This window comes from Pseudomonas sp. s4, assembly GCF_046764235.1.
Classification (GTDB): domain Bacteria; phylum Pseudomonadota; class Gammaproteobacteria; order Pseudomonadales; family Pseudomonadaceae; genus Aquipseudomonas; species Aquipseudomonas asiatica.
The window spans coordinates 2,143,330-2,155,615 of the sequence record NZ_CP177209.1 but is presented as its reverse complement, the minus strand read 5'-3'; the positions used below and the strand labels follow the sequence as shown (position 1 = coordinate 2,155,615).

At 61.5% G+C, this 12,286-nt stretch carries 12 protein-coding genes; 2 read left to right on the top strand and 10 right to left on the bottom strand.

Annotated features, from left to right (window positions below; genetic code table 11):
- Positions 1 to 13 precede the first annotated feature (13 nt).
- Complete coding sequence (locus ACK56M_RS10250; RefSeq protein WP_411959438.1) at positions 14 to 1,093, top strand: patatin-like phospholipase family protein; 1,080 nt, start codon at positions 14 to 16, stop codon at positions 1,091 to 1,093.
- A 237-nt stretch (positions 1,094 to 1,330) separates the two neighbouring features.
- The gene (locus ACK56M_RS10245; protein ID WP_411959437.1) at positions 1,331 to 2,509 is read left to right on the top strand and encodes a tyrosine-type recombinase/integrase; all 1,179 of its coding nucleotides are present in this window, start codon (positions 1,331 to 1,333) and stop codon (positions 2,507 to 2,509) included.
- A gap of 12 nt (positions 2,510 to 2,521) precedes the next feature.
- Here ACK56M_RS10245 and ACK56M_RS10240 read toward each other — a convergent pair whose 3' ends face one another.
- The 10 genes from ACK56M_RS10240 to ACK56M_RS10195 all read right to left on the bottom strand — a co-directional run bounded on the left by ACK56M_RS10240 (position 2,522) and on the right by ACK56M_RS10195 (position 12,261).
- The gene (locus ACK56M_RS10240) at positions 2,522 to 2,725 is read right to left on the bottom strand and encodes a hypothetical protein (protein ID WP_411959436.1); all 204 of its coding nucleotides are present in this window, start codon (positions 2,723 to 2,725) and stop codon (positions 2,522 to 2,524) included.
- Positions 2,715 to 3,023: a hypothetical protein gene (locus ACK56M_RS10235; RefSeq protein ID WP_411959435.1), complete on the bottom strand. Its 309-nt coding sequence runs from the start codon at positions 3,021 to 3,023 to the stop codon at positions 2,715 to 2,717. The genes ACK56M_RS10240 and ACK56M_RS10235 overlap by 11 nt, the downstream gene beginning before the upstream one ends.
- 91 nt (positions 3,024 to 3,114) lie before the next feature.
- Complete coding sequence (locus tag ACK56M_RS10230; protein ID WP_411959434.1) at positions 3,115 to 3,486, bottom strand: hypothetical protein; 372 nt, start codon at positions 3,484 to 3,486, stop codon at positions 3,115 to 3,117.
- 109 nt (positions 3,487 to 3,595) lie between these two features.
- Positions 3,596 to 4,117, bottom strand: a complete 522-nt coding sequence (locus ACK56M_RS10225; protein ID WP_411959433.1) for a DUF2514 family protein — start codon at positions 4,115 to 4,117, stop codon at positions 3,596 to 3,598.
- Positions 4,114 to 4,560: a structural protein P5 gene (locus tag ACK56M_RS10220; RefSeq protein ID WP_411959432.1), complete on the bottom strand. Its 447-nt coding sequence runs from the start codon at positions 4,558 to 4,560 to the stop codon at positions 4,114 to 4,116. The genes ACK56M_RS10225 and ACK56M_RS10220 overlap by 4 nt, the downstream gene beginning before the upstream one ends.
- Positions 4,557 to 4,775: a hypothetical protein gene (locus tag ACK56M_RS10215; RefSeq protein WP_274079542.1), complete on the bottom strand. Its 219-nt coding sequence runs from the start codon at positions 4,773 to 4,775 to the stop codon at positions 4,557 to 4,559. Before ACK56M_RS10215 ends, ACK56M_RS10220 begins: the two co-directional genes overlap by 4 nt.
- A gap of 60 nt (positions 4,776 to 4,835) precedes the next feature.
- Complete coding sequence (locus ACK56M_RS10210; protein ID WP_411959431.1) at positions 4,836 to 5,435, bottom strand: tail fiber assembly protein; 600 nt, start codon at positions 5,433 to 5,435, stop codon at positions 4,836 to 4,838.
- Entirely contained in the window at positions 5,435 to 6,013 is a 579-nt protein-coding gene (locus ACK56M_RS10205) for a hypothetical protein (protein WP_411959062.1), read from the bottom strand. Before ACK56M_RS10205 ends, ACK56M_RS10210 begins: the two co-directional genes overlap by 1 nt.
- 9 nt (positions 6,014 to 6,022) lie before the next feature.
- Positions 6,023 to 7,078, bottom strand: coding sequence for a hypothetical protein (locus tag ACK56M_RS10200; protein WP_411959063.1), 1,056 nt, complete (start codon positions 7,076 to 7,078; stop codon positions 6,023 to 6,025).
- A complete protein-coding gene (locus tag ACK56M_RS10195) occupies positions 7,078 to 12,261 on the bottom strand; it encodes a DUF1983 domain-containing protein (protein ID WP_411959430.1) in 5,184 nt (1,727 codons plus the stop codon). The genes ACK56M_RS10200 and ACK56M_RS10195 overlap by 1 nt, the downstream gene beginning before the upstream one ends.
- Positions 12,262 to 12,286: the final 25 nt, after the last annotated feature.

Here is a 12,286-nt window from a genome sequence, read left to right as displayed (position 1 = left end):
CAAGAGATCCGCCATGAGCGCCATTCACATCAAATACCCCGCCCTCACCTTCAAGGCCGGCCAACGTGCCCTGCGGCAGGTCCGCGAGCGCGGCCTGCAGGCGGCCGATGTCGGTGTGCTGCCGGGTGCGGCTGGCGGGCCGAAGCCGCTGGGCATCCAGGGCCTGGACCTGGCGCTGTTCGGTGAGTGGCTGCCGTCGGCGCCACGCCAACGTGCGCTGATCGGCGCCTCGATCGGCGCCTGGCGCTTTGCCAGTGCCTGCCTCGACGACCCGGTCGCAGGCATCCGTCGCCTGGGCGAACTGTACACCGAGCAGGATTTCGCCAAGGGCGTCACCCCGGCCGAAATCAGCCGCAGTTGCCAACACATGCTCGATGACCTGCTGCAAGGCCGCGACAGCCAGCTGCTGGCCAACCCGCACTATCGCCTGAACATCCTGGTGGTGAAGAGCCATGGCCAGCTCGCCCACGACCATCGGGGCCGCCTGGGCCTCGGCCTGGGTTCGGTGATCGCCAGCAACCTGCTCGGCCGCTCGCGCCTGGCACGGCACTTCGAGCGCGTCATCCTGCACGACGGCCGCGCCACGCCGCCGCTCGACGCACTGACCGACTTCCCCTCGCGCTGCCTGCCGCTGGACCTGGCCAACCTGCGCCATGCCCTGCTTGCCTCGGGCTCCATCCCCATGGTCATGGAAGGCGTGAAAGACATCCCTGGTGCAGGTGCAGGCACCTACCGCGACGGCGGCCTGCTCGACTACCACCTCGACCTGCCCTACCGCGGCGGCGACCTGGTGCTGTACCCGCACTTCACCGACAAGGTCGTACCCGGCTGGTTCGACAAGGCCCTGCCCTGGCGCAAGGGCGATGCCACCCGCCTGCAGAACGTGCTGCTGATGACGCCCTCGCCGCAGTACCTGGCTGCCCTGCCCTACGGCAAGCTACCCGACCGCAATGACTTCAAGCGTTTCATGGGCGATGCGCCTGGCCGCAAGCGCTACTGGTACAAGGCCATTGCCGAGAGCCAGCGGCTGGGCGACGAGCTGCTGGAGCTGATTGCCACCGGGCGGTTGCATGAACGCCTGCAAGCCTTGTAGCGGCCATGCTGGTAGACTGCGCGCATTCTTGATTCACATAGAGTTATGACAGCGTGGAAATCTTCAAGGATTCCACAGTGGATTCCCGCCGAAAACCGAGCGATACCACAAACAGCCATGACGCCCTGAATACGGCGTCATTGGCGTATCGCCGCGTACCACTCTGTACCTTCCCAATCCCAAAAAGCTAGTACATCATCCAGTACATCCAACAGACCAGCGAGAGGCAATGTACTAGTGGCACTCACGGACACCGCGGCCAGGCAGGCCAAGCCCCGGGAAAAGGGCTACACCCTTGCAGACTCGCTCGGGCTCTCTCTGTACATCGCTGACACAGGCGTGAAGAGCTGGCATTTCAGGTTCACCTGGCTCGGCAAGCAGGCCAGGATTTCGCTCGGGACTTACCCGGAAATCGGTTTGAAGGAGGCGCGTGCGCGGAGGGATGAGGCGCGCGAAGAGGTAGCGCAGGGAACAGACCCGCGCGAATCAAGGAGGATGAAGAAGACAGAGCGCCTTGGCGCCCAGGAGAGGACATTCCGCCGCGTCTACGACGAGTGGCTGGAATTCAGGAAGGGAAGCCTGACCGAATCGTCGGTCAAGATCATTTCGAATGCCATGGAGCTGGATGTACTGCCGGCGTTCGGCCTGCGCCAGATCGATTCGATCAAGCGGTCCGATGTGATCACGCTGATTCGCCGCATTGAACGTCGCGGGTCGGTGACCACTGCCGTCAAGACCAGGCAATGGATGGGTCAGGTTTTTCGGTATGCGATCGCCACCGGCATGATCGAGAACAACCCCACGGCGGAAATGCACACTGTCACTGAGAAAATGGCGCCGCACAAAAATCGGCCGTTCCTCGCCTTCTCGGAAATGCCGACCATCATCAAGGCGATTGAGGAAAGCCAGTCAGGCCTGCAACTGCAGTGTGCCACCAAGCTGCTGATCCTCACTGCTTGCCGGCCGGCAGAGGTGCGCAAAGCCGAGTGGGCGGAAATCGACCTCGACACAGCGACTTGGTCCATCCCTGCCAGCAAGATGAAGATGCGCCGCGATCACGTGGTCCCGCTGTCGCGCCAGGCCGTCGAACTGCTGCGCTCGATGCTGCCGATCTCGGGCGGGATGAAATACGTGTTCCCCAACCGATCCGATGCCGTACGGCCGATTGGCATCAATTACGCGGTAAACCTGCTGGACCGTTGCGGGTATACAGGGCGGCAATCGCCCCACGGTTTCCGGCACCTGTTTTCCACGGAGATGAACAGCCGTGGCTACAACAAGGACTGGATCGAGCGCCAGCTAGCCCACGCCGACAGCAGCGCCATCCGTGATGTGTACAACCACGCCACATATATAGAGCAGCGCCGCGACATGATGCAGGCCTGGGCCGACATGGTGCTGCCACCAAAGGATTGATTGGTGGCTTAATCACTCGTTCCCTTGGAGCGCCCACAGCCTGGCCGCCTCTGCCAGTTCAAGCATGTCCGCCAGGTCACCCTCGTCGATTTCCTGCCGCTGGTGCGCGGCATAGGCCATCTCACTGAGCACGGCCGCGCGGCCATCCGGGTCTTCGACCAGGGCGACCTGATCGTCCAGTTCGGCCAGCCAGGCCTGCGGCAGGTCAGTCGCCATAACTGCCCACCGCCCGGCACCACCACGACTGGGCGTACAGCACACCGTCGATTTCCTCGACACCGTTGATGTTGATCCCGAGCTGGGCCATGCCATTGAGCTTGGCGTCGTGCAACCGGGGGATGATGTCAGGCCCGGGGGACGGGTTGAACACCCATGCCTGGGTCGAAACCCGGCCCAGCGGCCCACTATGGTGGTCACCGATGTGGATGTCGGCCCGCAGGGGCTGGATCTTCCTGAGCTGATCGGAAGGAATGGCCACGCCATTCACGCGGCGGCGAACGAGGAGGAAGTACATGCTGCACCGAATACTGTATATCGATACAGCACCGTACAGCCTCCTCTAGACGCCTGGCAATAGCAACTGGTCGCCAAAGCCAGCCATCGATTTACCAGGTCGGAGGGATTCCGATGACTGCCGACGCGAACGAGACAATCGCTCCGATTACCGAGGCAGAGTTGGATGACCGCTCGATGTAGGTCCACAGCTTCGACTCTTTTAGGTAGGACGCCCCCTCCTCGGCTGTGTCGATTTTTCTTTCTTTGATAGCCCTCAACACCTCAATCACAAGCTCGGTCGGTGTGTCGGCCGGCAGCCCAAGGCTCTCTAATAGCCCTGGCTCGTCCCGCTCAAGGATGGCCGTCTGCACTCCAATGAGCTTGTTGTTTGTGAAATCCACGATTGCCGAGGAGTTCGCTGGAATGCTTAAGCCTGTGGAAACACCTATCATCGTGTTTCCATCGATTATGATTTTTGCCACATTTACCCCGCCTTTGGTGATGTCCTATTGCCACATCTTGACCATTTATCTCATCTAGAAAAATAAATCTACTGGCGGCTCTGCTGGACTGGTAATGATCACCAGTGGGTTAGCGTTTCGACTTAGCATGCATTCCGCTAATGATCGCCTCACAGGCCAGCCCGGCTATTCGGCTTCGCTCAAGCGCTGTCGCGAGGTCTCCCGCCATTCGGTCAGCTTCCTCAAGCAATCCCCCGAGCACCACGACGGCAGAGGTTCCTGCCTGGCGCTGCTGGGCAGCAATGGCACCGCAGGTGGCTCGGTGGCCGGCTCGCAGTCTGGCGATCTCGCCGCGCAGCCCGTCAGAAGCAGACTCAGCATCAGCGGCGCGGCCTTGGGCCAGTTCCAGTTTCTTGCGTGCACTCTCACCCTCCTCGTCCGCCACGGTTTGGCGGCGCTGTTCTTCGGTTCTTGCCTGAGCGGCTGCGCGCCGGTCCCGCTCGGAAACCTCCAGGCGGTAGTCGGACAGTTCCTTGCGTGCCTCTGTGGCTTCTCCATCGGCAAGCACAACCCGGTACTGCTGCCCGCCAGCGACCAGAACCAGAGCGATCAGCCACCAGCACCAGGCTGGTACCGCGCCCAGCCAGGTCATGCCAGCGCCCGCCGAATGCCTTCGTCGATCACCTCTGCCTTGTACGGGTTGCCGCCGTTCTCGTGGATGATGATGCTCACCACCATCCCGCGCAGCGTGGCCGGGTCCTTGATGTTGATCGGATCAGTGGTGCGCACGCCAAGGCGCTTGGCCACGGCGCCGGCATAGGCCTGGGTGTCGTTCTCGTTGCTCGGCGCCCAGCGGTTGATGGTCTCCAGCACCGTATCGATGCCCTTCCCGCCCACCCCGGGCATGCCGTCCTTGCCGCGGTAGTTGATCAGCAGCTTGCCCAGGGCGCGGATGCCGTTCTCGGGCGAGTCGAAACGGGCGAAGCGCGGCTTGGCCACGCCAACCTCCACGCCGAGCTGGCCCTGCCAGGAGTTGCGGGGGTTGAAATCGATGTTGCCGGGGTTGTTGTTGCGCACACCGCGGGGAGTAGTCATTCAGTGACCTCCTGTACTGGTTGACCTTCAACTTCCTCCACGGACACGGTGACCTTAGCGGAGTAACGCTTGATTACCTGGGCGGTGCGCACGATCGCAGCTGGCTGCTCCTCCAGCAGCTTGCGAGCTGCGGCATCCGCATCCTGTTCCGTGGGGTATTCGTTCTGGTGAATGGGATCGAAGTTGTTACTGGTGTTGATGACGATGAACGGCATAGGTTTTCTCCAGGCAAAAAAATACCGCCAGGTGGCGGTTGGGTGAGCTGCAGTGTTTGGTCAGGCCGGCAATGCGGGCCAGTCGATCTCGTCGGGGTAGCCGGCCTGCTCAGGCAACCGGCTCAGGGCAACTCGGTACCGCTTCCAGGCCTTGAGCGTCTCGGCCTCTTCTGCGGTGGCGTCCTCCAGATCAACAGCATCCTGCAGCGGCGCGATAGCCGCGTCTGCCACCATCCGCCGCTGAGCAACTTCAGCGATGGCGACATCGCGCTTTTGCTGAATCGCTGCTTGGGCCTGATCCTCGGCAGTCACCACCTGCCCCCAATCAATGGCTGCATAGCCTCGGCTCGGCGATGGCAGCAGGGCGTCAGGGATTGGCAGCGCGACCTTGCCATTTGCCGGGTCGGCAATGTCAGCCGGGAAACGGGCAGCCTCTGGGGCGTCGGGCCCATGTGGCAGGCTCAGGCTGAACGTCAGCTGACCATTGATCCGAGCAACTTGATCGATGATCCATTCGCAACCCGTTGCAGCGGCAGGAATGGTCGCGCCGTCAGGGAGCGGCGAGAGGTCCAGGGTCAGCCCGTTGATAGTGAGGCTGTCGCCTTGCTTGTACACGGTCAGCTCCAAGTCAGAGCGGACAGGAGAAAGCTTGATGATCATCAATACCACCGTCCTATAGCGATATATTCAATTACCAGGGTGCGGGATCCCGCGGTGGGCGCGATGCTGTACAGCGTCTTTGAGGCTGAGGCCGTTGCAGCCGCAGCTTCGGTCATCATCACCGTGCCTCCAGAGACAGAGCGCAAGCTCATCTCACAGATTGGAACCGCCGAGAATGCTATCGGGAAAGGTCTCGCCCCCGTGATCGCTGAGTAGTACAGCGGCCCAATCAAGCTGGGGTGATCAACAGCTCCAACGTTAACCGAGTGCCAGCAAATTTGCGTGCCATCCGCGTATCTGACGTAGTTGCCATTGGAGTTAGATCCCCGCTCAATGACGGCACCACTGGGCACGCCTCCCGCCTGGCCGACCGCCCCTACAATGTTCGATTTTGCATACCCCCCAGCTGCAGTGATAGCCGCCGCCAAGCTAGCTGGCAGCCCGGCAGCGTTGGCAGATCCCGCAAGGAAGTTGTACAGCTCATCGAAGTTTGCGATTGCCTTCAGCCAGGCGCTCCGGCGGTCGTCTCCACCGGCGCCGCTAGGAGCCGTTCCGAGGTTAATTACTTGTTTTGCCATGTCGCTTCCTTAAATAGGCTTCATTGGGCGAGACGCGAATAGCGTTCGACCATTCACGCTCAGCGGGTTAACGCCATCGAAATTCTCGCAATACATTTGGAGCACATCACGCCTACCAGGAAGGAAGCCGCCATAATTTGCCCGAATAGGCTGAGTGGTTTGACCAATGCTGGTGCAGGAGAACAGCGCATTGGCCAGGACATAGTCGCTGTAATTTCCCGTCCACCCCATCTGGGCTGACGAGGCGTAGTAGCTCACCCCGGTAATGGGCGCGCCAGCGTTGACGAACGAATTGTTCGCTGGCTGACTGTTCAGCAATGCAAGATTGGCTGTCGTTACGAACGTGCGATTACCAGAGGCATCACGAACAGAGGCGCCGTACATATCGACTGCGGTGTTTGGCGTCATGTAGCTCGCACAGAACCACTTGATCATCATCGGGTAAAGCGCAGTGTCGCCGTGCGCCGCCTGATTGTTGTATGCCTTGATGCGGAAGCCAGTCCAATTGCCCGGCGCCCCTGTCATAAAGAAGTTGCCAACCATCATGTAATTTTCGGCATTCAGGAAGATCAGCGGCCGCTCATAGGTGGTAATCGGCTGCGGAAAGGTCACAGTTCCATACTGGATCTGATTCGCACTTCCCGGCCCCTGAAAGCCGATGTTCAAGCCTCCGCTGTAGCGAACCGTCAACACCTGGTTGACTGAGTCAATCTGGGTGCGGATGCTGTTATTGGAAGCCCGGATACCATAACTGCCCGGGGCGGCGAACGGCTCACCGCCCTGCGACAAGATCATTACCTGCCAAGTCAGAGTCCCGGGCTGCCGTAGCTGCAGCTGACCCGGAGTGGCCCAGGCCGGCGGGGTGTAAGTGAGATCTGACCCGTTATACAGCGCATCAACCACCACGAACGACTGCGCCTGAATCTCGGGAATTGAGATGTACTGGTCGAACGCTCCATTGCCAGCGACCTGCATCATTTTCAGCGACCGCACCGAGGTGATGGTGGTGTCCAAGGTGATAACCCCGGACGCATCGCGCGCCCGGAGTCCATACAGGTCAGCCATCAGGTAAGTCTCCCCACTGCCGTACGCTCGGTGCCATTGGCGTCATACACATAGAGGCCTCCGTTGTTGAGCAGTGTCGAACCGTTGGCATCCTGGCCTCGCAGCGTGAACGTGCCCGCAGCGAAGTTGATTTCCAGCAGTGGCAGGCCCTGTGAGTTGAGTGCTTGAGAACGAATACTCATACCCATGATCAGCTCCTGGATGAAGGCTTGGTTGATCAATGCCGAGTTCAAGAACAGCTGACCATTCTGGAAAACGAACAGGCTTGCCTCTTGCCCGTTCAGGCCGTTGATGATCGCCACGCGGTCGGCCGACAGCAGAATCTCGCCAACGGACCCATCACTTCCTTGAATGATGCCGGTGGCCACCTTTTTGCCGCTGGCATTCGTCTCGGTTTTCCAGGAAGAAATGGCCGACACCTTGCCATCGACACCAGCTACGACTTCGCTGACCTGCTGTACAGAGGCATTGGTCTGGCCCATCTGCGCTTGGACCGTTTCGACCTGGCGCCCCATCGCAATGCCGTCCTCGACCCGGGCCGACTGCTCAGTCCAGACACCCACCAGGCCACCCGTGGCGCCTGCCAGACCGGAGCTGTCCCCTTCCATTTCCGGATTCACCTGGACATACAGCCCGTCCAGGCGACTGGCCTGCGCGGTGATCGCAGTACCCTGCTGCTTGACCGTCGTGTCCATCTGGCTGATGGCCGACGCCTGCGCGCTATTCACGCCCTCGGCGTCGCTCATGCGGTTTGTGAGGCTTAACAGCGATTGCCCTTGGCTGGTCAGCGTTGTGCCCTGCTGGGTAACCGTGCTGCTAAGCGTGCTGATTGCATCGGCGTTTGCCGCATCTGCAGCGGTGACGCGCCTCGCCACGATGTTGCACCAGAGTGTCCGCCCAGAGCCATCAGACGGCGTGATCAATGTCAGGAAGCGCCCCGCAACAGCGCCAGCTGGAGCGGTAATGCGTCCGGTGTATGTCTGGAACTGCCCCCCTGCAGTGAAGGAAAACGCTGTGAAGTAGCCAAGGCTAGCCCCCGCCTTGTCGATAAACTGCATTTGGAAGTGGCCCGCTTGGCCTGCCGTCATGTAATTCCGGAAGATATCCGCCGACACATCGAACTGCTCTCCAGCCTTTGTGAGCACGGAATAGGCGTTGCCGCAGAAGCTGTTGCTGTAGAATGTGATGGCCTTACCTGCGGAAGGATGCGCGGCAACAGCCGTGATCGTTGGATCAATACCGCCCGTGACCGGCACCCAAGGATCAAGCAGGCCATCTTCAAAACTCCCACGCCGTAGCAGATTGTCAGGTTGCTGGCCGATAGACGCCTTGATCTGAGTGATCGAGGTGCCCTGAGCGGTCAGCGTGTTGCCTTGGTTGGTGACGGTGGTTTGCAACGTCTGAAGGGCAGAGGCATCAGCTTTGGCCGCGACTTGAGCGAGCGCGCTAGCGGCAGCTGCTGCTGCATCGGTGGCCACCTTGTCGGTCACTGCAACCCAGGCGGACCCGGTCCAGCGCTTTGGCGTGTTCGCCGCCCCAGCGGTATCGATCCACAGGTTCTGCGCCAGGCGCTTGTCCGTTGCCGGCTCGGTGCTACTGTAGATCACCTCGCCTTTGCCACCGGCCTTGTCGGATGCCGCCTGGGCAGCCTGCTGCGCAGCCGTCACATTACCGTTTGTGGTCTGCAAGCTGCTGCTCAGGCCCAGGATGGCCGAGGCATTCGCCTCATCACCACTGATTCTGGCAGTGCGTTCATCCACAACCGAGGCCACCGAAGCCGACGGTGCGATCTGGCCTACGGCAATCCAGTCGATCTCGAATACATCGGTAGCGCCGGGACTGAGCCACAGGTAGAACCTGGTGATCGTGCTGTCCGACCAGTCGCTGCCACCATTGGTCAACTGCGACATGTCCCACTCAAGCACCACGGTCTGCCCAACCGCCAACCCCGGATCCGGGATCACCTTGCGGTAGGACGTAGACGAAGCATGAGTGGCAGTAGTGTAGGTGACCTGACCAGTCCACCCAGAACCCGCGCGCCGGGTGATCCGGCAGCGGACGCGGTCGTGGTCTCTGCCCTTGACCGACACCGTTGGCGAGCTCAGATATGCAGTGCCGGTACCGTCATTTGCGGCAACCAGGCGGCCGTTTTCTACAGTGAGCGTGCAGCGTGAGCCCGTCCAGCCTTCAACCGTCGAACCAAAGCCATAGTTGAGCGCCGAATCGAACCCGCCAGACTCGGCCCGGATCGTTGCAATCTGCGAAGCCAGGGCCGCGTCCGCGTTGGTTCGCGCCGTGGTCTCGTTGCTGATTGCCGACGAGTTGGCCGCGCTGCTGGCCGCCACGGTGTCGATCCGCTGCCCCAGAGCCGTGTCCGCATTGGTGCGCGCGGTGATCTCCGACTGGATGGCAGCAGCGTTACCGCCCGCCGAGGCAGTGACAGTATCAATGCGCTGGCCCAAGGCGGCATCGGCCGACTGGCGAGTCTGCGCCTCACTGGTGATGGCAGTGCCACGCGCCTGAGCCTCGGCCAGCAGGCCCTGAGCGCGTGCCGCCGCCTCTGCGTCGATCGCCTGGATGCGCGCCGTCGCCTCGGCTGCAACTCGCTGCGCCACAGAGCCTTCCAGTGTGGGCGGGCCCGAGATCAATTCGATCTCTTCCCGCAGCTCCGGATACAGAGCGCCATTGGTGATCTTGTCCTTGAAGTACTCCTCGTATTCCGATTGGTCGCTGCTGGCTTGGCCGTTCACCCCGACACCAGTTGGATACCATGGACCGACATTCCCGCTCCGATCCACCAGGCGCGCCCAGTAGAAGAAGGAAACGCCCGCGGCAAGGCCGTGGATTTCGTGCTCAGCCTGCGGATAGGCGAAGTCGCCGAGTTTGGTGGCGTCGTTGCGACTGGTCGTCGCGCTCTGCCAGATCTCCGTCCGCTCCGTGTCTTCGGCGCCAGCCGGAAAGCCCCAACTCAGACGAGTCCCGTATACCAGTGGTGTCGTGATGAGGAATGCAATCGCGGGGGGAAGCCCCTCCTTTCCCTTCAGTTGCGTCAGCGTGGAGTCGCGCCAAATCGAGGTAATGTCGAACGAGCTGACTGCACGCACACGGGCAAGGTAAGCGCCCGCGTAAATCCCTACCACATCGACCGATGTCGCACCGGTACGCTGAATTCGAACCCAGTTGCCATTGTCCTTCCGCCATTCGACGTCATAGGCGACTGCGCCCTGTACTGCCGGCCAGGCGATCGTCATCGTGTTGACGCCGATACCCTGGTCCACCGCGTAGGCCGACGTCAGCGACACGCTGGCCGGCGGCTGCACGGTTGTCACCGGGATGATGCTGATCGGGCGCTCATCCAGCTTGGCGCCGGTGTCGATTGCTGCGAACTTGCTTGGGTTGAACTCAAGCGCAGTGATCTCGTACTCACCCTCCTGAGTGCGAGTGGTCTTCAGCACGCGGAAAAGCTGTACCGCCAGGTCTTCGTAGTCGATTGCCCACTGAAGCTCGGGCTCTGGCTGCACGCTGTATTCAGTCGTCACCGTCACCGCGCGCCCGACCACAGACTGCACGGTGCGCGCCTGGGCGGTGCCGTTCGGCAGGTTCAGGATCAAGCGGTCACCTGCCTTGATCGGCGTGTCGCGATCGATGGTGACCACGCGACCGGCTGCGGAGGAGATCCGTCCACCATTCGGGCGGCCGGCCACCAGCTCATCCGCCACAGGGATGACATAGCCAGGCAGCGGGATACGGCCTTCCATGCCGGTCTTGAAGGTGACGGTGCGGTCCTGGCTGTTGCTCAGCAGCGCCCACTTACCGCGGCGCTGGGCCTCGGAGGCGCGGGTGCAGCCAATCGCCGAGATTTCCACCGGTCTATCCCGGTACCGGCGCTGAAGCGCCAGGTCAGTCACGGGGATGACGTCGGTGTCGTAGTTGTTGGCCGGGTTGTCGTAACTGACCAAGGCCCGGCTGTAGTGTGTGTTGCGCTCGGCACCGCCGTATACGAACTCACCGTCGATGACGTTGGCCCGGGTGAACACGTAGTCGATGTCCTGAGCACGCGGCATGTCAGCCTGCATGAACAGCGAGCCGTGGGCCCAGTACACCATGCCACGGTAGATGGCAGACAAGTCGCGCAGCAGGGTCCAGGCCTCCGCGCGGCCCTGCAGGTTCAGGTCGCACAGGTAACGGGGTTCCTGCCCACCCTGCCCATTTGGCACCAGCTGGTCACAGTACTGGGCGATGCGGTACATCTCCCACTTGTCGACCATCCAGGACTTGATGCGCTTGCCCAAGCCGAAACGGTCCTCCACGCAGATGCCATAGGTGGCGAACGCTGGGTTGTTGGTCCAGGCCTGCTTGAAGGTGCCATCCCACACGCCGGTGTAGGTGCGGGTAACCGGATCGTAGTTGGTCGGCACGGGCCAGCGCTTGGCCTTGCACTTCACCGTCACGGCCGGGATGTTCTGGAACTGCTGAGCGTCGAATTCGATGTACAGCAGCGCGGTGTTTGGGTAGCGCAGCTTCTCATCGATGATCTCGGTGTAGCCAGCGATGGTCATCGTGTCGGCCACAGTGCCGCTGTTGGCATTCGGGGTGATTCGGCGCACACGCATCATCCAACCGGACGTCGCCGCCGGCAAATTCACCCGCACCGAGCGCTGGTACCCGTTTGTAGTTTTGCCGTCCACCGCCCCAAGGTGAGCCTCGACGTACGCGCCGCCATCGGTGGCAATGTCGATGGCGTACTCGATGCGGTAGCCATTGGTGTTGCCGCTGCTGTCCTGCTGGGCCAGGCGCGGCCAGGACATTCGCACGCGGACGGCCGACAGTTGGGTATTGCTCAGCGCCCGGGTGAACGGGTTGTCACTGCGCAGTTCGACGTTGACTGTGGTCTCGCTCTCCACCGACGGGATGCCCTGGATGTAGTCCTGCTCAACGGAGCCAGGACGCCACTCCCACTTCACGCCCGGGAAATTCACGTTGCCGCTGGCGTCCATGATCGGCGTGTTGTCGAGGTAGATGTCGCGGTCGGTCGGCACACCGTCGAACTCGCCCTCGCCCACAGCCAGCAGAATCTTGGCAATGTTCGTCGACTGCAAGCTGTCAGGAGCCTCGACGGGTGACTTCGGCTTGCTCTCGCCGCCCTTGGCGCCGGTGATGTCCAGGTGATCTGTCGGGCCCATGCTTTCCTCCGGGCAACAAAAAACC